21 protein-coding genes are annotated in these 20,048 nt (G+C 63.9%); 18 read left to right on the forward strand and 3 right to left on the reverse strand.

The window, feature by feature from the left end; translation table 11 throughout:
- Positions 1 to 5 precede the first annotated feature (5 nt).
- The 8 genes from ABID19_RS02970 to ABID19_RS03005 all read left to right on the forward strand — a co-directional run bounded on the left by ABID19_RS02970 (position 6) and on the right by ABID19_RS03005 (position 8,460).
- A complete protein-coding gene (locus tag ABID19_RS02970; RefSeq protein ID WP_354487884.1) occupies positions 6 to 1,106 on the forward strand; it encodes a class II histone deacetylase in 1,101 nt (366 codons plus the stop codon).
- 122 nt (positions 1,107 to 1,228) lie between these two features.
- Positions 1,229 to 1,453, forward strand: coding sequence for a hypothetical protein (locus ABID19_RS02975; RefSeq protein WP_095482742.1), 225 nt, complete (start codon positions 1,229 to 1,231; stop codon positions 1,451 to 1,453).
- Positions 1,454 to 1,562: 109 nt separating this feature from the next.
- Positions 1,563 to 4,043 carry a DNA ligase D gene (gene ligD, locus ABID19_RS02980; RefSeq protein ID WP_354487887.1) on the forward strand — a complete coding sequence of 827 codons (2,481 nt, stop codon included), beginning with the start codon at positions 1,563 to 1,565 and terminating at the stop codon, positions 4,041 to 4,043.
- Positions 4,044 to 4,136: 93 nt separating this feature from the next.
- Positions 4,137 to 5,048 carry a non-homologous end joining protein Ku gene (gene ku, locus ABID19_RS02985; protein WP_354487888.1) on the forward strand — a complete coding sequence of 304 codons (912 nt, stop codon included), beginning with the start codon at positions 4,137 to 4,139 and terminating at the stop codon, positions 5,046 to 5,048.
- Positions 5,045 to 6,136, forward strand: coding sequence for a tetratricopeptide repeat protein (locus ABID19_RS02990; RefSeq protein ID WP_354487890.1), 1,092 nt, complete (start codon positions 5,045 to 5,047; stop codon positions 6,134 to 6,136). Before ku ends, ABID19_RS02990 begins: the two co-directional genes overlap by 4 nt.
- Positions 6,137 to 6,145: 9 nt before the next feature.
- The gene (locus tag ABID19_RS02995; RefSeq protein ID WP_354487892.1) at positions 6,146 to 6,820 is read left to right on the forward strand and encodes a hypothetical protein; all 675 of its coding nucleotides are present in this window, start codon (positions 6,146 to 6,148) and stop codon (positions 6,818 to 6,820) included.
- A 215-nt stretch (positions 6,821 to 7,035) separates the two neighbouring features.
- A complete protein-coding gene (locus tag ABID19_RS03000; protein WP_354487894.1) occupies positions 7,036 to 7,680 on the forward strand; it encodes an alpha/beta hydrolase family protein in 645 nt (214 codons plus the stop codon).
- Positions 7,681 to 7,689: 9 nt separating this feature from the next.
- Positions 7,690 to 8,460, forward strand: a complete 771-nt coding sequence (locus ABID19_RS03005) for an exodeoxyribonuclease III (RefSeq protein ID WP_354487896.1) — start codon at positions 7,690 to 7,692, stop codon at positions 8,458 to 8,460.
- A 63-nt stretch (positions 8,461 to 8,523) separates the two neighbouring features.
- Here ABID19_RS03005 and ABID19_RS03010 read toward each other — a convergent pair whose 3' ends face one another.
- Positions 8,524 to 8,988, reverse strand: a complete 465-nt coding sequence (locus ABID19_RS03010; RefSeq protein WP_354487898.1) for a GFA family protein — start codon at positions 8,986 to 8,988, stop codon at positions 8,524 to 8,526.
- Between the two features lie 330 nt (positions 8,989 to 9,318).
- Here ABID19_RS03010 and ABID19_RS03015 point away from each other — a divergent pair, with 330 nt between their 5' ends.
- A complete protein-coding gene (locus ABID19_RS03015) occupies positions 9,319 to 11,337 on the forward strand; it encodes an amidase (protein WP_354487900.1) in 2,019 nt (672 codons plus the stop codon).
- A 30-nt stretch (positions 11,338 to 11,367) separates the two neighbouring features.
- Here the strand turns inward: ABID19_RS03015 and ABID19_RS03020 are convergent, their stop codons facing one another.
- Together ABID19_RS03020 and ABID19_RS03025 are read right to left on the reverse strand one after the other, a co-directional pair.
- Positions 11,368 to 11,778: a hypothetical protein gene (locus ABID19_RS03020; protein ID WP_354487902.1), complete on the reverse strand. Its 411-nt coding sequence runs from the start codon at positions 11,776 to 11,778 to the stop codon at positions 11,368 to 11,370.
- A 221-nt stretch (positions 11,779 to 11,999) separates the two neighbouring features.
- The gene (locus tag ABID19_RS03025) at positions 12,000 to 12,359 is read right to left on the reverse strand and encodes a hypothetical protein (RefSeq protein WP_354487904.1); all 360 of its coding nucleotides are present in this window, start codon (positions 12,357 to 12,359) and stop codon (positions 12,000 to 12,002) included.
- Positions 12,360 to 12,554: 195 nt separating this feature from the next.
- On the opposite strand from ABID19_RS03025, the gene ABID19_RS03030 reads away from it, so the two are divergent.
- The 9 genes from ABID19_RS03030 to minE all read left to right on the forward strand — a co-directional run bounded on the left by ABID19_RS03030 (position 12,555) and on the right by minE (position 19,812).
- Positions 12,555 to 14,177, forward strand: a complete 1,623-nt coding sequence (locus tag ABID19_RS03030) for an ABC-F family ATP-binding cassette domain-containing protein (protein ID WP_354487906.1) — start codon at positions 12,555 to 12,557, stop codon at positions 14,175 to 14,177.
- Between the two features lie 258 nt (positions 14,178 to 14,435).
- Positions 14,436 to 15,578, forward strand: a complete 1,143-nt coding sequence (locus ABID19_RS03035; protein ID WP_435528680.1) for a KamA family radical SAM protein — start codon at positions 14,436 to 14,438, stop codon at positions 15,576 to 15,578.
- 132 nt (positions 15,579 to 15,710) lie between these two features.
- Complete coding sequence (locus ABID19_RS03040) at positions 15,711 to 16,370, forward strand: BA14K family protein (RefSeq protein ID WP_354487908.1); 660 nt, start codon at positions 15,711 to 15,713, stop codon at positions 16,368 to 16,370.
- Positions 16,371 to 16,491: 121 nt separating this feature from the next.
- Complete coding sequence (locus ABID19_RS03045; protein ID WP_354487909.1) at positions 16,492 to 16,821, forward strand: DUF2934 domain-containing protein; 330 nt, start codon at positions 16,492 to 16,494, stop codon at positions 16,819 to 16,821.
- A 4-nt stretch (positions 16,822 to 16,825) separates the two neighbouring features.
- Positions 16,826 to 16,975: a hypothetical protein gene (locus ABID19_RS03050; RefSeq protein ID WP_354487911.1), complete on the forward strand. Its 150-nt coding sequence runs from the start codon at positions 16,826 to 16,828 to the stop codon at positions 16,973 to 16,975.
- Between the two features lie 359 nt (positions 16,976 to 17,334).
- Complete coding sequence (locus ABID19_RS03055; protein WP_354487913.1) at positions 17,335 to 17,772, forward strand: hypothetical protein; 438 nt, start codon at positions 17,335 to 17,337, stop codon at positions 17,770 to 17,772.
- Positions 17,773 to 17,936: 164 nt separating this feature from the next.
- On the forward strand, positions 17,937 to 18,698 hold the full coding sequence (gene minC / locus ABID19_RS03060; RefSeq protein ID WP_354487915.1) for a septum site-determining protein MinC: 762 nt from the start codon (positions 17,937 to 17,939) through the stop codon (positions 18,696 to 18,698).
- Positions 18,699 to 18,727: 29 nt separating this feature from the next.
- Positions 18,728 to 19,543: a septum site-determining protein MinD gene (gene minD, locus ABID19_RS03065; RefSeq protein ID WP_352937649.1), complete on the forward strand. Its 816-nt coding sequence runs from the start codon at positions 18,728 to 18,730 to the stop codon at positions 19,541 to 19,543.
- Positions 19,540 to 19,812, forward strand: a complete 273-nt coding sequence (gene minE, locus ABID19_RS03070) for a cell division topological specificity factor MinE (protein WP_352937650.1) — start codon at positions 19,540 to 19,542, stop codon at positions 19,810 to 19,812. The genes minD and minE overlap by 4 nt, the downstream gene beginning before the upstream one ends.
- Positions 19,813 to 20,048: the final 236 nt, after the last annotated feature.

Genomic DNA, 20,048 nt, shown 5'->3' on the forward strand with positions numbered 1-20,048 from the left:
AAACAATGGCGACGGGTTGGAATTTCCATGAACTCTATCTCTGGCACGAGACCGGGAACGCCGCGCAGTTCTTTCAGCCGAGCCTGACCATCGAGCCGGGCGAGCATGCGGAAAATGCCGCGACCAAACGCCGGTTCCGCAACCTGATGGAGGTTTCGGGCCTCACCGAAAAACTGTTGAAGGTCGCCTCGGTCGCGGTGAGCGAGGACGATCTCGCCCTGTTTCACGATCGCGACTACATCCGCCGCATCAAGACGCTCAGCGACGAACGCGGCGGTGATGCGAGCTATCTCACGCCTTTCGGTCATGGCAGTTACGAGATCGCCTGCCTGGCAGCTGGCGGTACGGCGGCAGTGATGGATGCGGTGCTGAGCGGCGATATCAACAATGGCTACGCGCTGGTGCGGCCGCCCGGTCATCATGCCGAACGCGCGCAAGGCCTGGGCTTTTGCCTGTTCGGCAATGTCCCGGTCGCTATCCTGAAGAACCGAGCCAAACATGGCTTCGAGCGGGTCGCCACCGTCGACTGGGACGTCCATCACGGCAACGGCACCCAATCGGCCTTCTATGCGGATCCGTCCGTGCTGACGATCTCGATCCACCAGGACGGGCTCTATCCGCCCGATAGCGGCTTCCACAAGGAACGCGGCGAGGGCAGAGGCGAGGGCTACAACATCAATGTGCCGCTACCGGCCGGATGCGGCCACGGCGCCTATATCTCCGTCTTCGAGCGCGTCGTGCTGCCGGCGCTCACTCGCTACAAGCCCGATCTCATCGTCGTGCCATCGGGCTTCGATGCGTCAGCGGCCGATCCGCTGGGGCGCATGATGCTGCACAGCGGCAGCTACCGCGAAATGACGCGGCTGCTGATGCATGCGGCGGACGATCTCTGCGGCGGGCGGCTGATGATGTCGCATGAAGGAGGCTATTCGGCTTCCTACGTGCCTTATTGCGGGCTGGCGGTGATGGAGCAATTGTCCGGCATCAGGACTGACATCGACGACCCGTTCCTGCCGGTCTTCGAAGGTTACGCCGGCCAACCCCTGCAGCCGCATCAGGCGGCCGCCATCGCCAAGGCGGAGGAATTGGTGGGCGGCATCGGATAGGTGCCGAGTGCGCTCAGGTATGCGCTCAAGGTAGCCTGATCATCCCAAATTGACAGAACACTCGGTCTCGGCCATCCTTATACCAGCCGTGGTTTTCCTGCGGCAGCGTGTGTGAGCGAGTTATGGCCAGTTCCGTCACCAGCCAGAAATCCAAGCGCGCCGCGGTGCGCAAGGCACTAGACCGCCACAAGGTCTATATCACCGCACAGAGCTTTTCCGCCGGCGCCTACAAGGCGCGTGTCCTCGTTGACGGCGAGGCCTACTGGGTCGACGAATTCCGGCTGAGCCAGCTTCAGCAGGGTCTGTCGCCGGCCGAGCTCGAATTGACGCCGGCCACCGACGATTGAGCTGTGTGAGGCACGACATCGGCCCGCCGCATGCTGACAAAATGATTCATGTGATCCGGGTCAAGTCCTTGTTTTTACAGGGACGACGCATCCCGCTTGGCATGCGGACATGACGTCGAAGCTCAAGGCCTATCGAGCCAAGCGCGAATTCAGCAAGACGCCGGAGCCCGCCGGCGGACTGGTTGCCGCAGAAGGCAACCGCTTCGTCGTCCACAAGCATCACGCTACCGCCGACCACTATGACCTGCGCCTGCAGGTCGGCGATGTGCTGAAGAGCTGGGCGGTGCCTCGCGGCCCGTCGCTCAATCCCGCTGACAAAAGGTTGGCGGTCGAGACCGAGGACCATCCGCTCGAATATATCGACTTCGAAGGCGTCATCCCCGAGGGCGAATATGGCGGCGGGCCGATGATCGTCTGGGACACCGGCACCTGGGCGCCGATGGACGATGTCGAAAAGAGCCTGCGCACCGGTTCCTTCAAGTTCCGTCTGGCCGGCGAGAAGCTGAATGGCGGCTGGATGCTGGCCAGGCTGAAACCGAAGCCCGGCGAGGATGAGGGCAAAAAGAACTGGCTGCTGTTCAAGGAGCGCGACCTCGCGGCAGACGCCAAGCTCGACATACTGGAAGCCCGCCCCGAAAGCGTGAAATCCGGCCGCCGCATCGAGGAGCTGGTGGCAGCGCCGAAGCCTGCCGCGAGGCCTGCGAAACCGGTCGTGCTGAAGCCCGGCGCTTTCCCGGGCGCCGTCAAGGCGCCGCCGCCTTCCCGGATCGAGCCACAGCTGGCGACGCAGGTTCCGAAGCCGCCGGGCGGCGAAGGCCCCGCGGAAAAAACGCGCGAAACCTGGCTGCACGAGATCAAGTTCGACGGCTACCGCACCATGGCACATCTGGCCGACGGCGCGGTCAAGCTTATCACCCGCGCCGGCCTCGACTGGACGAAACGCTATGGCGACCTGCCACTCGCCTTCGCCAGGCTGCCCTGCCGCGAGGCTGTCATCGACGGCGAGGTCGTCGCGCTCGACGCCAAGGGCATCAGCCGCTTCGCGCTTTTGCAGGACGCGCTGGCCGAAGGTGCCGGCAACAAGCTCCACTTCTACGCCTTCGATCTGTTGTATCTCGACGGATGGGACTTGAGAAAAGCGCCGCTCGGCCGGCGCAAGGCGCTGCTGTCGCAACTGCTGTCCGGTTTGGGCTCCAACTCCGCCATTCAGTTTTCAGACCATGTCGAAGGCGACGGCCAGGCACTTTATGACCAGGCCTCTGAGATGGGACTGGAAGGCGTCGTCTCGAAACGCGCCACGGCAACCTATCAGAGCGGCCGCACCAAGACCTGGACCAAGACCAAGGCGCTCAAATCCGACGACTTCGTCATCGCCGGCTACACAACCTCCAGCGCGGCCGAGGGACTGGCGGCGCTCGGCATGGCCGAATTCGAGGACGGCGAGTTGCATTATCGCGGTAAGGTCGGCACCGGCTTCGATGCCGCGACAGCAGGCGAATTGCTGGCCCGGCTGGAGCCGCTGCGCGCCGGCGCGTCGGCGCCCGAAGGGGTTCCGCGCGAGATCATGCGCGAGATGAACTGGGTGCGGCCGCTGCTGTCGGCCCGCATCCACTATGCCAACCGCACCGCGGACAATGCGCTGCGCCACGGCGTGTTCCGCGGGCTCAGGGATGTCGGCCTGTCGACGCCGGTGTCCGCCAAGCGCAAGCGGCTGATCGCCGAGGCCGATCTCGCCACGATCTGGGTGACCAACCCGACGCGGCGGCTGTTCGGCAAGACCGGACCGACCAAGCTCGACATCGCGGTCTATTACGCGTTGGTCGGCGACTTCATGCTGCCGCACATTCTCGGCCGGCCGGTGTCTCTGGTGCGCTGCCCGACCGGCAAGCCGCAGGATTGTTTCTTCCAGCGCCATGCCTTCACCGGCATGCCGCCTTCGGTCGTCACCTTCGAAGCGATCAACTCCGAGGGCGAGACAAAATCCTATCTCTCGGTCGAGGGCGCCAAGGGCTATCTGGCGCTGGCGCAGTTCGGCGTCGTCGAGTTCCACACCTGGGGCACCCATCGCACAAAACTGGACAAGCCCGACCTGGTCGTCTTCGACCTCGACCCGGGCGAGGGGATCGCGTGGCGCGAGGTGGTGGAAGCCGCCGTGCACATCAAGGGCGAGCTGGAACGTCTCGGGCTGACGCCGTTCGCCAAGACCTCCGGCGGCAGCGGCATCCATATATCAGTGCCGGTGACGCAGAAGCAGAACTGGAAGAAGCTGCATCAAGTCAGCAGCGCCATCGCCACGCATCTGGCCGCCACGGCGCCCGATACCTTCACCACGACCATGGGCAAGGACAACCGCAAACGGCGTATCTTCATCGACTATCACCGCAATGCGCGCGGCCACACGTCCGCCGCACCCTATTCGCTGCGCGCCCGCACCAATTTGCCGGCCTCGACGCCGGTGAGCTGGTCTGATCTGGAATCCATCGACGCTCCGCAGGATTTGAATTATTCTTCGCTGCCGGGCCTTCTGGCCAGTTCCGGCGATCCCTGGGCGGACATGGAAGATTTCGCTAGGGATTTGCCGGTATTGTGAGGGCTCGATGTAGGATTTCGGCGCTGTCTTTCGTCCTTCGGACGAACAGCGCTGCGACAGTTCGACAGTGCACGGCCGCGTAGGAGAGAATTCATGGCGCCCAGGGCAAGTTGGAAAGGTTACCTCAAGCTCAGCCTCGTCAGCTGTCCGGTCCGGCTCTATCCGGCCACCAGCGCAAGCGAGCGCATCAGCTTCAACCAGTTGCACAAGAAGACGCACAACCGCATCAACATGAAACCGGTCGATCCCGAGCTCGGGCTGGTCGAGCGCTCGGACCTGGTCAAGGGTTACGAATACGAGGACAAGCAGTACATCATCATCGATGATACCGATCTCGACGCGGTGCGCATCGAATCCAATCATACGATGAACATCGAGGCCTTTGTCGACGAGGGCGAGGTCGACGTCATCTACCAGGACGCGCCCTATTATCTGGCGCCGGATGGGGCGATGGCCGAGGAAACCTTCGCCGTGCTGCGCGAAGCCATGCGCAAGTCCGGCAAGCTGGCGATCGCGCGGCTGGTGCTATCCAGCCGCGAGCGCGTGGTGACGATCGGCGCGCGCGAGAACGGCATGTTCGTCTGCACCTTGAGGAACCCGAATGAGGTGCGCGGCACATCCGAATATTTCGGCAACATCCCGGCCGGCAAGCCCGACCCGGAAATGCTGCAGCTCGCCGAAGCGCTGATCAAGCAGAAGGAAACCACCTTCGACCCGAAGAATTACGAGGATCGCTACGAGATTGCCCTGATGGCGATGATCCGCGAGAAGCTAAAAGGCCACAAGCCGATCATCGCGGCCGCCCCCGAGCGCGGCAACGTCATCAACCTGATGGATGCGCTGAAGGCCAGCCTGTCGCAGTCGGCCAAGCCGCCAGCCAAGAGCAAGAGCAAGGCCGATGAAGGGGCGAAACCGGCTGCCAAGAAGGCGGCCGCAGGCGGCGCTGCCAAGGAAAACCCGTTGAAGGCCAATCTGCTGAAGGCCGTCGGCAAGAGCAAGGCGTGACGGTCCCCGCCGGCGGCATCTTCGGCGTCGTCGGCGCGCTGGCGGCGTTTCCGCTTCGGCTGGCCGCGCGTGAGGTCGCGCGCCAGCAGGGCCAGTTGCGGCGTGGCGTCACGAGGCGCACCAGCCATGTCGTGTTTGGTCGCACGCTTCTGGCCAAGGCAGGCGATGCCGAGACCGAGCGTCGCTTCGCGGCCGAGCGCCGGGCAGGGCGCACCCTTCTCAGCGAAAACGGATTTCTGCGCCTGCTCGGGCTGATGAAGGCGCCGGAGGCTTCGGCCCTGTCGCGGCAGTCGCTTCTCGATCAATCGCGATTGGCCGCATCCGACCTCGACCTGTTGTCGCTTTTCGATGCCTTCGAGCATGATGGCGAGCCTTATTCCTTCCGCGATTTGATCCTCGCCCGCAAATATGCCGGGCTGGTTGCCGGCGGCGCCTCATGGGGAGCGATCGCGCGCTCGGTGCACCGCTCCGGCCCGGTCGCCTCGCTCACCGCCAAGTCGCTCAATGTCGGCTCGCAGCATGGGCGCGCCGATACGATCTATCTCGAAGGCGGCCAGAGCGAACTCAACGGGCAATTGCTGTTCGACCTGGGATCGCCGGATGACGACACGCTGGAAGAATTGTTCGCCGACGCTGAAGCGGCGGAAGAGGCTGAAAACCACGATGCGGCGGCGGCTCTCTACCAGCGCTGCCTGGCCATCGATCCGAGCGATGCGATTGCCGCCTTCAACCGCGCCAACTGCCTGCGCGCCTCCGGCCACGCGGCCGAGGCGGCGCACGACTATGCCCGCGCCATCAAGCTCGACCCCGGCTTTGTCGAGGCCTGGTTCAATCTGGCCGGGCTGATGACCGAGCAGGGCCGCGAGGCCTCGGCGCGACGGCACCTGCAAAAGGCGATCGCGCTCGACCAAAACTATGCCGACGCGGTGTTTAACCTCGCCAGGCTCGAATTCGACGCCGGCAATCTGGCGGAAGCACGGCGGAACTGGGTGCGGTATCTTGAGCTCGATGCGAATTCCGAATGGGCACGCATGGCGGCGAAGGGGATACAGTTCGTCGATTTGCAGATGGCGCGAACGGCGGGGTGAGACCAAGACATGGTGCTCGACGCAAAGGCCATTCGAGCGCGAGTTGTCGAAGAGCTCCCTACGCGGCTTGGTGAGAGATGGTTCAGGCCGGGCAGCGCCAAGTTGCTCATCGCGTCCACAGACAACTTGACCGATTTCAGCATCGAGCTGGATTGCTATGCAGACCGCCGGTACGGCGACTACGACTGCGCGCTTGTAGCGATGTTCAAGTGGAAGAAGTTCGCGAAGTTAGACAAGGATTTCTTTGCCTGGTACGAGGTTAAGGATCCGAGTTCGACACAGTTCATGACTCAAAGCTCTCGGCGATCGAGCAAACCATTTCTCAGGGTAGGGTTCGATGCCATTGACGGGGATTTCGTCAGAGGGCGTGGCCCGTTTTGGGTGGCAAATGAAGGTGATCTCGACGCGTTCATAGCCCAGTGCGCTGCCGACCTCGACGGCAAGGTTGGCGAATGGATCAGGCGATGGTTCACCTGGGCGTCGGCTCTGGATGTTATGGATGGCAATTCGCAATTGTGCGGATCATGGCGCGACACGGCATATTTCTGCTTTCTGGAGCAAGTGCATGGGCAAGAAGCTGCCTGCAAATGGGTAAGCGGTATCGATGCCACGGGCTGGCCAGGATTGCTGGCCGCTCGGGTCGAGTATCTCCAGTTACAGGTTTGCGGTGGGGTATCTGTATAAAGGGTTGCAATGGTCGCGCTTGAATATCCCCCTCTGGCCTGCCGGCCATCTCCCCCGCAAGGGGGGAGATCGGATGTCGCCATCGCTTTCGCCAATCGCCGGCCTTGGAAGCTAGGTGGTACGGAGAAGCTGCCGTTCTCCCCCCTTGAGGGGGAGATGGCCGGTAGGCCAGAGGGGGGTGTGAAGGAACTCGGCCGTCATCGGGATATCATCCCATGACCACCTTCCTCCTCGACGGGCCCGATACCGCCCCCATCACCATCCTGCTAGCCCATGGCGCCGGGGCGCCGATGGACTCAGCCTCAATGATCGCCACAGCCAAAGCACTTGCCGCAGCCGGCTTCCGCGTCGCGCGCTTTGAATTTCACTACATGGCGGCCCGCCGCTACGGCCATCGCAAGCCGCCGCCGCGGGCCGAGACTGTGAATCCCGAATACATCAAGGCGATCGCCGACCTCAGGGCGAAGGGCGTGAAGGGGCCGCTCATCATCGGCGGCAAGTCGATGGGCGGACGCGTCGCCTCGATGGTCGCCGACGAGATGTTTTCGAAGGGCGTGATTTCAGGGCTGCTCTGCCTCGGCTATCCCTTCCATCCGCCGGCCAAGCCGACGCAGCTGCGCACGAAGCATCTGGCCGCGCTGAAGACGCCAACGTTGATTGTCCAGGGCACACGCGACGAGTTCGGCACGCCGGACGAGGTCGCGAGCTACGATCTTTCCGACCGCATCGAGATGCTCTGGCTGGAGGACGGCGACCACGACCTCAAGCCGCGCAAAAGCATCTCCGGCTTCTCCACCGCCGATCATCTGAAGACCGTGGCCGATGCGGTGAAGGCGTGGACCGAGCGCATCGTGCGCTGAAGCAGGCCGATGAAGATCGCCACCTTCAACATCAACAACATCAACAGCCGGCTGCAAAACCTGCTGGCCTGGCTGGCTGTCGCCGAACCGGACATCGTCTGCCTGCAGGAGCTCAAGGCGAGGGACACGCAGTTTCCGCGTTCGGCACTCGCGGATGCCGGCTATGGCGCGGTGTGGGTGGGGCAGCCGACCTGGAACGGCGTCGCCATACTGGCGCTGGGTTCAGAACCCGTTCTGACCCGCGAGGCACTGCCTGGTGACGAGGCGGACCAGCAGGCCCGCTACATCGAGGCGGCGGTCAACGGCATCGTCATCGCCTGCCTCTACGCGCCGAACGGCAATCCGCAGCCCGGCCCGAAATTCCAGTACAAGCTGGCCTGGCACGAGCGCCTGAACGCGCATGCGGCGGAACTGTTCGACACCGGCCTGCCAGTGGCACTCGTCGGCGACTACAATGTCGTGCCCGAACCGCGCGATATCTATCCGACCCGCTCCTATGACGACAATGCGCTCGTGCAGCCGGAAAGCCGCGCCGCCTTCGCAGCACTGCTCGAACAGGGCTGGACCGATGCGCTGCGCAAGAAGCATCCGAAGGAGACGCTCTACACATTCTGGGATTATCGCCGCAACCGCTGGCCGCGCAACGCCGGCATGCGGCTCGACCACATATTGCTGTCGAAGAAGCTTGCGCGCCGGCTGACTGGGGCAGGGATCGACCGCGATGTGCGCGGCGAGACCGGCGCCAGCGACCACGCGCCGGTGTGGGTGGAATTGCGGTGAGGGGATTTCCCCCTGCGGGAGATTGGCTGCTAGTGCGCTTTCGCCAACCTCACTTGCAACCAATTACACCGGCCGCGCCCCTTCGCGCGCAAAGGCCTCGATCAAAGGCGCATATCCCTCAAGGTCGGGTTGAGTGGCGAAGCTGTGGGCAGCGGCGGTCGTAGCCCAAGGCAGCTTTTCCGAGGTGAAAACCTCAACGAAGGGCACATACCAATGGTGTTCGTCCAGCATGGTAGCGCGAACATTGACGAAGAAGTCCAGGCCGTGCGGCTGCGTGAACATCCAGTTCTTGCAATGCGGGCAGTAGAGTTGCCGGTGCGGCCCATGCATGCCGCCGACCACGGGCTCGCCTCGTGTAACAGTGAAGCCGTTGCTTGGCACGGCCATGGTCAGGGAATAAGCGCTCGCGCTCAGCTTCTGACAGCCGGTGCAATGACAGGCCATTGTCAGCAAGGGCGGCGCACTTATCCGAAAGCGTATCCCGCCGCACAGGCAGCCGCCTTCCCAGGGTAGTTTCCAATTATCCATGGCTTGTCCTCGATCGGTCTTGATCCCTGCCGAGCGATCCTAGCGCGCGACCGAGATCCCGCAACACTGCGGCGGCGGAACGAGCGATTTTCGGATCGGAGCTTGAGCACCCCCTCTGTCCTGCCGGACATCTCCCCGCAAGGGGGAGATCGGATGTCACTTCGGCTTTCGCCGATGCCCAGCGTTGAATAGTTGGTGCTGCCGATGACGCTGCCAATCTTCCCCCTTGCGGGGGAGATGCCGGCAGGGCAGAGGGGGGTGTGTGAAGAAACGTGGCCTGTACAAAGGCGGCGCCGGGCCACATCGTCGCGCAGGGTGCAGGGACCGAACATGACGACCGATCTCCACATCGTCGAGGCGTCGATCGAACAGTTGCGGCGGGCGCTCGATGACGGCATCGTCACCAGCGTCGAGCTGGTCGGCGCGTGCCTGCGCAGGATCGCGTATTACGACCGGCATGGCATCACCCTCAACGCCGTTCCCGTGCTCAATCCGAAAATGTTCGAAGAGGCGGCTGCGTCCGACCGGCGCCGCCGGAACAGCGCGATGCTTGGTCCGCTGGACGGCATCCCCTACACCGCCAAGGACAGCTACAAAGTGTCAGGCCTGACGGTCGCCGCCGGCTCGCCCGCCTTCGAACATCTCACGGCCAACGAGGACGCCTTCACCATCTCGAGGCTAAGGGACGGCGGCGCGGTGCTGATCGGGCTGACCAACATGCCGCCGATGGCCAATGGCGGCATGCAGCGCGGCGTCTACGGAAGGGCGGAAAGCCCCTACAATGCCGATTACCTGACGGCGGCTTTCGCCTCGGGCTCGTCGAACGGGTCCGGCACGGCGACCGCCGCCAGCTTCGCCGCCTTCGGGCTCGGCGAGGAGACATGGTCTTCCGGTCGGGCGCCGGCGTCAAACAACGCGCTGGTCGCCTACACGCCGTCGCGTGGCGTCATTTCCGTGCGCGGCAACTGGCCGCTGGTGCCGACGATGGACGTGGTGGTGCCGCATACGCGCAGCGTTGCCGATATGCTGGAACTGCTCGACGTGATCGTCGCCGACGACCCCGACACCAGGGGCGATTTCTGGCGCACGCAGCCCTGGGTGACGTTGCCGAAGAGCTCGGAAGTGCGGCCGCCACGCTATAACGGCCTCAGACTGGAGGGGGTGCTGCAAGGCGTGCGGCTCGGCGTGCCCCGCATGTATATCGGCCGCGATGTAGAGGCTGACGTTCCGATCCAGACCCGCGCGTCGGTGCTGGAGCTGTGGGAGCAGGCGGCGGCGGATTTGCGGCGGCTCGGTGCTGATGTGGTCGAGGTCGATTTTCCCGTCGTCTCCAACTACGAGCGCGACCGGCCGAGCACAAAAAACATGGTCGATCGCGGGCTGGTTCCGAAAGCCTTCGCCGAGCGCGAAATCTGGGACCTGTGCATCTTTGCCTGGGACGATTTTCTGCGCGCCAATGCCGACCGCGCCATCCCCGATCTCGCCTCGGTCGACGGCCCAAAGATCTTTCCGCAGCCGCCGGGCACGCTGCCGGATCGTTACGAGGACAGTTTCGATCTGGCGGAATATGTCGAGCGGGCCAAGCACGGCGTGACACCTTTCACTGATGTCCCCGAGCTGGAGGCCGGCCTGAAAGGCCTGGAGGCGACGCGGCGGATCGACTTCGAGGATTGGCTCGAAGCGGAAGGGCTCGACGCGGTGGTGTTTCCCGCGGTCGCCGATGTCGGGCCGGCCGATGCGGATGTCAACGAGGCGTCCGCAGCACTTGCCTGGCGCAACGGCACCTGGGTCGCCAACGGCAATCTGGTGTGGCGCCATCTCGGCATTCCGACCGTCACCGTGCCGATGGGCACGATGGCCGATATCGGCATGCCGGTCGGGCTGACCTTCGCCGGCAAGGCCTATGAGGACACGAAGCTGCTTCGGCTGGCCGGCGATTTCGAGCGTTTCGGCCTGCGCCGCACCCGGCCGCCACGCACGCCGGAATTGGCCGACGATGTCTTTGCCGCCCGGCATGTCGCCCGCCAGCCCGACGACGCGCCGCCGCTGACCGTCACACTTGCCGCCGAGACGCGCCGTGCGGGAGGCCAGGACGAGATAACAATCACGCTCGACGTGCATGACGAGATCGGAACCGAGATCAGCGTGAAAATCCATGTCAACGGCGAGTCCATTCACATGCAGCGGACCGGCGCGCGCTTCACCGGACGTGCGGTCGTGGCGGCCAAAGAGCATGAGAGAATCCACAGCGTCTGGCGCGCCTCATACGGCTCGATCGTCACCGCTGTCGTGCATCTTGAGGACGGACGTGTCGCCGGTGCCTATGCGGTGACGGGCGGGATTGGATGAGATTGCGCCAGGTGAGACAGTTGCTGGTCGCTATGAAGGCAGCGAGGCCAGCCATTCATCCCAAAATTCCTGTTGTATGCGGACGAAGGTCGGCACAACGTCGTACCCGTCGTCAAATATATTGACCAAATCAGACTTCTGGGGGAGCTGCCCCATTTTCACCTTGCAGGCGATCAATCCGCGGCTCATCTCGATGACCGTTCCTTCGGGATAAATATTCCCGCTCGCTCCATAACAAAAGGGCAGCAGGCGATCGAGTTCGAGTTGCTGGCGGATTTGGAACAGCGCTTCGAAATAGTCTTCCTCCTCGGCCTCGATCACCTTGTCACGGTAGCTGCAGGTGAGGTGGCAGGCGGTTTCGGACGAGCGCAAGGTGAACACCGCCTGCTCGTCGCCGCCCGTGCCGCCACCGATCAGGAATACGGTATGCTGCTCGTCCATTTCCACCCCCCCGGTTGCCGTCAGTGAAGATCGTAGTGCGGCGCGGGCCGGATTTCCATCTATTACCTACTGCGTAGGGCGGTCACGCGGCCGTCGCGTTCGAGACGACGCGAGACCGCGCTCGCTGCCCTTGCCGTCGCGCGGCTAAGGGCAACGCGCTGCTGATCGGGTTGGCCCCATGGCGGCCGCGGCGTCTGCGGCCGGCTTTTCACTCCGCGTTGTCAGTCCGGCTTGCAGGGGTCGGCTTTGGCCGCAGCTGTCTTGTCGCCCTCCTGCTGCGCCTGGGCATCCTGCTGCGAAGTGGCAAGGTTTTTATCCCCACCGCCTTCCTGGTTGGCAAGCGGCATGGTGTTGGCGTCCTTGTTGGCCGGGCCGCCCTTTACAGTGCTACCGGCGTTCGCATCAGTTTCGAGAGGCGCACGCGTTCCGTCCTTTGCTATACCTGTTTGAGCGTCGATCGATGCGGTCGTATCGTGGCAGGTGGCGCTTGCCGTGCCGGCGCTCAGGCCGATCATAGAAGCGGCGAGGAAAATAGCCTTTAGCGTTTTCATCTCATCCTCCTTTGGGTGCTTGAGGTCCATCTTTCTAAACTGACGGCACCATCCGAGGTTCCGCTAATTCAGCTCGAGCCTCCAACTGAACGCCAAGCGGATCGTTCTGGCATCTAGCGGGCGGGGCACCTGTCGGCCGTAGTATTCCATTGATTTGCGGGCTTCCGCAGGCGCGGCCTATCGCGTATTGGCGCGGGGAAAATCCCTTTGGCACGCGTGGAAAGCATGATTCGACTCGAAAGCATCAGCAAGCAGAACGGAAGGCAGATCGTCTTCATCGAGGCCTCTACCTCCCTGCAGAAGGGCGAGAAGGTCGGGCTGGTCGGCCCCAACGGCGCCGGCAAGACGACGCTGTTTCGGATGATCAACGGCGAGGAGCAGCCAGACGAGGGCCAGGTCTCGGTCGATCGCGGCGTCACCATCGGCTATTTCAGCCAGGATGTCGGCGACATGGAAGGCCGCAGCGCCGTTGCCGAAGTGATGGACGGCGCCGGGCCGGTGAGCGAGGTGGCGGCCGAGATGCGCGCGCTCGAAGCGGCCATGGGCGATCCGGAGCGGGCCGATGAAATGGACGCCATCATCGCTCGCTACGGCGACCTGCAGGCGCGGTTCGAGGAACTCGACGGCTATGCGCTCGACGGCCGCGCCCGCGAGGTGCTTGACGGTCTCGGCTTCAGCCAGGAGATGATGGACGGCGACGTTGGAAAACTTTCCGGCGGCTGGAAGATGCGCGTGGCGCTGGCGCGCATCCTGTTGATGCGGCCCGACGCCATGCTGCTCGACGAGCCGAGCAACCATCTCGACCTGGAAAGCCTGATCTGGCTGGAGCAGTTCCTGAAGAACTATGACGGCGCGCTGCTGATGACCTCGCACGACCGCGAGTTCATGAACCGCATCGTCAACAAGGTGGTGGAGATCGACGGCGGCTCGCTGACCGCTTACTCCGGCAATTATGAATTCTACCAGCAGCAGCGGGCGATCGCCGACCGGCAGCAGCAGGCGCAGTTCGAGCGCCAGCAGGCGATGCTGGCCAAGGAGATCGCCTTCATCGAGCGCTTCAAGGCGCGGGCGTCGCATGCCGCCCAGGTGCAGAGCCGGGTGAAGAAGCTGGAGAAGATCGACCGCGTCGAGCCGCCCAAGCGCCGCCAGAAGGTGTCATTCGACTTCCAGCCGGCGCCGCGCTGCGGCGAGGACGTGGTGACGCTGAAGAAGGTCCACAAGGGCTATGGCAGCCGCTCGATCTATGAGGGGCTGGATTTTCAGGTGCGCCGGCGCGAGCGCTGGTGCGTGATGGGCATCAACGGCGCCGGCAAGTCGACGCTGCTGAAGCTGGTGGCCGGCGCTTCCGAACCCGACAATGGCACGGTGGCGCGCGGGCCGAGCGTCAAGATGGGCTATTTCGCCCAGCACGCCATGGAAGTGCTGGAGGGCGAGCGCACCGTGTTCCAGACGCTGGAAGACGCGTTTCCGCAGGCAGGCCAGGCGCCGCTACGCGCGCTTGCCGGCTGCTTCGGCTTTTCCGGCGACGAGATCGAGAAGAAATGCCGGGTGCTGTCGGGCGGCGAGAAGGCGCGGCTGGTGATGGCGCTGATGCTGTTCGACCCGCCCAATTTGCTGGTGCTGGACGAGCCGACCAACCATCTCGACATCGCCACCAAGGAGATGCTGATTACGGCGCTTTCGCAGTATGAAGGCACCATGCTGTTCGTCTCGCATGACCGGCATTTCCTCGCGGCGCTGTCGAACCGGGTGCTGGAACTGACGCCCGACGGCATCCACACCTATGGCGGCGGCTATACGGAGTATGTCGAGCGCACCGGGCAGGAAGCGCCGGGGCTGCGAGGTTAACTCTGCGGTGAGCGCGCGACAGGGGCCGAGCGGCCCGGCGTCGTGCCTGAGGGGGGAGGGACTGGCGCCGAGCCTAACCGGTTGGGGGGTAGATCACCGGCCATATCTATACATACGCTCAAGCTAATGTAAGCGCAAGCTAATGTTTTGCATCAGCGATGGCCAGCGGTTGTGTCCATCCGTGCATCCAACACCGCTTACTGCCTTCAAGCCTTGGCTCCAATGCTGTATCCAGCCCCAAATTCAAGGAGCCCTTCGATGACCCCACACCTCGCCGGCGCCAGCATGGATGCAGCCGGCATGACGGCCGATGACGAGCGCGCCCACGACGACGACGCGTGGCAGGACGATGTTCGCGCCGGCGTGCGGCATGCGCGCGACCTGGATTCCCTGCCGCTGTCGCCAGCCGAGCGCGCGGCGGTCCCAGAGGCGGCCGCGCGCCACAAGGTTCGCATCCCCAAAACCTATCTCGACCTGATCGACTGGAGCGACCCCGCCGATCCGATACGGGCGCAGGTTATCCCGTCGCCTGACGAATTGGCCGAGCAGGACGGCGAGCTCGACGATCCGATCGCCGACCATGAATTCAGCCCGGTGCCGCGGTTGACGCATCGCCATGCCGACCGGGTTCTGTTGTTTCCGACCTATCAGTGCGCGGTCTATTGCCGGTTCTGCTTCCGCAAGGAGTCGCTGACCTCGATCGGCCGTGGTTTTTCACGCGAGGCGCTGGAGCCGGCCTTCGCCTATATCGAGACCCATCCTGAAATCCGCGAGGTGATCCTGACCGGCGGCGACCCGCTGTCGTTGCCGGACAAGGCGCTGGCCGAAATCCGCGCCCGCATCGAGGCGGTTCCGCATGTGCGGCTCTTGCGCATCCACACCCGCGTGCCTGTCGCGCTGCCGTTGCGCGTCACATCAGGGCTGGTTCGCTCCCTGCAGGGCCGGCTGATGGTCACCGTCGTCACCCATTTCAACCACGCGCGCGAGATCACTGACGCCGCCGAGCAGGCCTGCCGCACGTTGCGGCAAGCCGGTTTCGTGCTGCTGAACCAGAGCGTTCTCCTGAAAGGCGTCAACGACACGGTCGAGGTGTTGGAGGAGCTGTGCCGGGAGCTGATGTACCGCCTCGGCGTCAAACCCTATTACCTGCACCACGGCGACCTCGCCCGCGGCATGGCGCATCGGCGCACCACTATTCACCAGGGACAGGCGCTGGCTAGCGCTCTGCGCGCGCGCCTGTCGGGCATCTGCAACCCCGTCTATGTGCTCGACCTGCCGGACGGCGGAGGCAAGGTGCCGCTGGGGCCGTGCTATGTCGAGGCGCGGGACGGGGAGACCTGGCGGATTCGCGGGCAGGATGGCGAGGTGAGGGCGTATAGGGAGATTGTCAGCGACCTGTGAAACCTGGTGAAGCGGAGAGGTGGCCGCGAAGCGGCCGGAGAGGAGCCTCCCTTGAGCGCGGAAGCTGTCGCTCCTGGTTGGAACCGGATCCAATGCCTCGCATTTTAAAGATGAGGGGCAAGGGAGCGCAGGGTGAAAGCTCTATCGGCGGTACTTGGTGGCTTCGTGCTGACGCTTGCGGTTTTCGCCAGCGGGCTGGCCTTCGCGGTCTGGATTCTTGCCGCCGAGCCGGTGCGGCAGGCCGCCCCGACCTCCAGCGTCGCCGAACTGTGGCCCAAGGAGCCGCGGAAGGTGGACCCTGCCACGCAGCGCCTTGAGCGCCTTCCCGCCCGCCCGGTCCCGGCCGAACCTGCCGATGCCGCAGCTTCGGCGCCCATCGTTACCGGCTCTATCCAGCCGGAAGCGGACGAGCAGCAGACGGGCGAGCAGCAGGCGGACGTGCGGCAGACGGTGCCTGCCGGCCATGTGGAATGGTGCGCAAGCCACTACCGCTCCTACCGACCAAGCGATGACCACTACACATCCTACAGCGGAGAGCAGCGCCCCTGCATCTCGCCTTATTCCGATACCGGCGCTATCGACGGCACCGCACAGCCTTCCGACGATGGCGCCAGCTATGTCGAGGCGAGCGACATATTGCCGATGGATGACTACGTTCCGTCGCAGGAAGCCGGCGCCGCCTGGCTTCCGCCCGACCACGTGCAATATTGCTTCAGCCGCTACCGCTCCTATCGGCCGGAAGACAACAGCTACCAGCCTTACTCCGGCGGCCCGCGCAGGCAGTGCGAGTAGGCGGGAGCGGCGCTTGGCGGTCACAGTGCATGGCGCCTTGTGCGCCCCCCAACGATCACACAGATTTCTTGGATCGTTCGGGTTGGCGCGGCGTTCATCCGATACCAAAGGAGGAATCAACATGGGCGACGACCGGGAAGACAAGATTCGTGAGCGCGCATACCAGATCTGGGAACGTGAAGGCCGCATCCATGGTGATCCCGAGCGGCACTGGCACCGGGCCGAGGCCGAGATCGACAGGGAGGCAGCCCTGCCGTTGACGGCAGGCGATGCTTTGCCGGAAACCCGCGAGGTCGCGAGCTCCGACGTGTTGACGGTGGAGGCCCTGGCGATACGCACCGGCATATCTGGCGACCAGGCGCAGGAGCTGATCGACAGGTTGGGCAACGACCGGGCGGCGATCGAGCAAGCTGCGCGCAACCTCAAGGGGAAGCAGCGGCTCGGGGAGTGACAGGATGATCAGAAACCTCAAAGACGGAAAATACCGCCTCTATTCGCGCAAGAAGGACGAAAAGACCGGCAAGCGCCGCAATCTCGGCACCTTCGATACCCGTGAGGCAGCCGAGAAGCACGAGCGCGAGGTGCAGTATTTCAAGCGCCATTGAGGCGGCACTGCGGCCAGTTGCGCCGCATGCCTGGCGTATTCAAGCCCTAACAAGCCGTCGGGAAGCCGCTACCGCCCCTATCGGCCGGAAGACAAACCAGCCCTATTCCGGCGGCCCCGCAGCGGTGCGAGTAGGCGGGCGCTGAGCGGCGCCCGTCGCTCGCCTGTGGCATCTGCAATCCCGTCTATGTGCTGAGCCATCAAGTTCAGGTGCAAACGGTGCGGCCGAAAGGACGTCACCGTGCGCAGCGGCGAACCGCGGGCTCCACTTACGCAACGGACGCCGATTGTGCGCGTTCTACCCATTAGGAGGAGCATGGCGACGGCCGGTCTCATGCGCTCACAATCGGAGGCAAAACCATGATGTCAAAGTACAAAGACGCCCTTGATCGCGGGAAGGAAGCTCGCCGTGAGCAAGAGGGGAAGGTCGGCAATGAGAAGGCCGAGGGGGTGGACTTCGGCGCGCAAGCCAGGGCCTGGCTAAACGAAGTCGTGGTTGCATCGTTGCAAGAGGCCCAAGCCGACGTGAGGGGCGAGGTGACTGTCGAGATGGACACTGCGCCAGGCCGCCAAGCCAAAGCGTCAACACCATCTGTTCGGTTCAAACTCTATGGGAAGCGAGGCACGGAGGGGGAGGTAGCCAGAACGTTCACGGTCGACGTTCATCTGAGTGGGGAAGTGTCAGTCTCTTCGCCCGGGATCGTGGCGAGAGAAGTGGGAAACATAGGGGATAGGACTGACGAGCGGTTCTCTACCTTGCTGGCGGAACTGATCGAGGACGCAGCGAAGGGCATTTAGCCAGCGAGGTGCCGAGGGCGGGTAATTTCCAGCGCTGTCGCTTGGCTGGTGACACCGCCAAGTCTGTCAGCAATAGCTTTCCAGATGCCGCAAACACCCCCTCCGTTAACCTTTCGTTAACCATGGCTGGCTAGCGTTTACCTATCAGTAAGGAATCGCTGTCCGTGACCTTCGCCGCCCCCGTCGAGACCAAATCCATTCGCTTTCGCGCCCGCTCGTTCGTCGCCTTTACGCTCACCCCGGAGGCGCCGCTTTCGGAGTGGCTGGAGAGCCTTGATCGCTGGATCGGCAATTCTCCCGGTTATTTCGCCGGCCGGCCGGTGGTGCTTAATCTCAATACGTTGAAGCCGGAGGTCGGTCAGATCGAAGCGCTGGTCGCTGAGCTTGGCCTGCGCGGCATCCGCATCTATGCCATCGAGCTCGACGGCAGCACGGCGCTTGAGGCCAATCTGCCGCCGGTGCTGATCGGCGCCAAAGAGGCCACCGCCGGGCTGCTCATGCAGGCCGACAGCAAGGGCAGGCCGGAAGAGACCGGCAAGCCGGAAGAAGGCAAGGCGGAAGACGGCAAGCAGCCGGAAGACAGGCAGCCGGAAGCGCCGGCGACGCTGATGGTGAAAACGCCGATCCGTTCGGGCCAGTCGGTCTTCCACGCGCATGGCGATGTCATCGTGCTGGGCTCCGTCGCCTCCGGGTCCGAGATCGTCGCCGCCGGCTCCATCCATGTTTACGGCACGCTGCGCGGGCGCGCGTCGGCCGGCGTGCTCGGCCATTCGGCGGCGCGTATCTTCTGCCGCAAAAACGAGGCCGAACTGCTGTCGGTCGACGGCTGGTATTGCACCGCCGAGGAGATGGAACCGTCCTTGCGCGGCAAAGCGGTCCAGGCCTTTCTCGAAAAAGACACGCTGCGCATCGCGCCGTTCAACTGACGATCCCAACAACAATAATGGAGGCATATATGGGCAAGGTAGTGGTGGTCACCTCAGGCAAGGGGGGCGTTGGCAAGACGACCTCGACGGCCGCCCTTGGTGCCGCGGTCGCGAGAACCGGCAAGAAGGTGGCCCTGGTCGACTTCGATGTGGGTTTAAGGAATCTCGATCTGATCATGGGCGCCGAGCGGCGGGTGGTGTTCGATCTGGTCAACGTCATCCAGGGAACGGCCAAGCTGTCGCAGGCGCTGATCCGCGACAAGCGGGTCGAGACGCTGTTCCTGCTGCCGGCCTCACAGACGCGTGACAAGGATGCGCTGACCGAGGAGGGCGTCGGCGAGGTGATCGACAAGCTGCGCTCGGTGTTCGACTACGTCTTCTGCGACAGCCCGGCGGGCATCGAGCGCGGTGCGCAGCTCGCCATGCGCTTTGCCGACGAGGCGGTCATCGTCACCAATCCTGAGGTCAGTTCGGTGCGCGATTCCGATCGCATCATCGGTCTGCTCGATGCGAGAACCGTGAAGGCCGAGCGGGGCGAGCAGATCGCCAAGCATGTGCTGGTGACGCGCTACGATGCGGCGCGTGCGGCGCGCGGCGAAATGCTCTCGATCGACGACGTTCTGGAGATCCTGTCGACGCCGCTCCTGGGCATCATTCCCGAGAGCCAGGATGTGCTCAAGGCCTCCAACCTTGGTTCGCCGGTGACGCTCAGCGATCCCACCAATGCTGCCGCCCGCGCCTATATCGAGGCGGCCAAACGGCTCGAGGGCGAGGAGCTGCCGGTCGTCGTGCCGTTCGAGCGCAAGGGCTTCCTCGACCGGATCTTTGGAAGGAGGGCAGCATGAACCTGTTGGACCTTTTCAAGCGGCGCGGCAGCGCGCCGGTGGCGCGCGAGCGGCTGCAGGTGCTGCTCGCCTATGAGCGCCGCAGCCGCAGCCAGCCTGATCTCGTCTCCATCTTGCGCGAGGAGATCATGGCGGTCATCGCCAGGCATGTGCAGATCGACCAGGATTATCTGCAGGTCTCGATGGAGCGCGGCGAGACGATGTCGACGCTGGATATCGACATCCAAATCCCCAACAAGAGCGCAAGGCCGATGGCGATGTCGGCCTGAGTTCGCAAAGTTCGGCCCCGCCGCGATCCTTCGCGCCCCCCTCTGGCCTGCCGGCCATCTCCCCCACTTGGGGGGAGATTGGACGTCTCGCCGGCTTTCGCCAATCGGCAACGGTGCAAGAGAGCGCGGAGCGCCGAAGCTGCCGATCTCCCCCAAGTGGGGGAGATGTCCGGCAGGACAGAGGGGGGCGCTGTCCCGCCTGCATATCCAAGGTTCTTCGCCGGCCCGACCGTCTG

The organism is Mesorhizobium robiniae (genome assembly GCF_040545535.1).
Lineage (GTDB): Bacteria > Pseudomonadota > Alphaproteobacteria > Rhizobiales > Rhizobiaceae > Mesorhizobium > Mesorhizobium robiniae.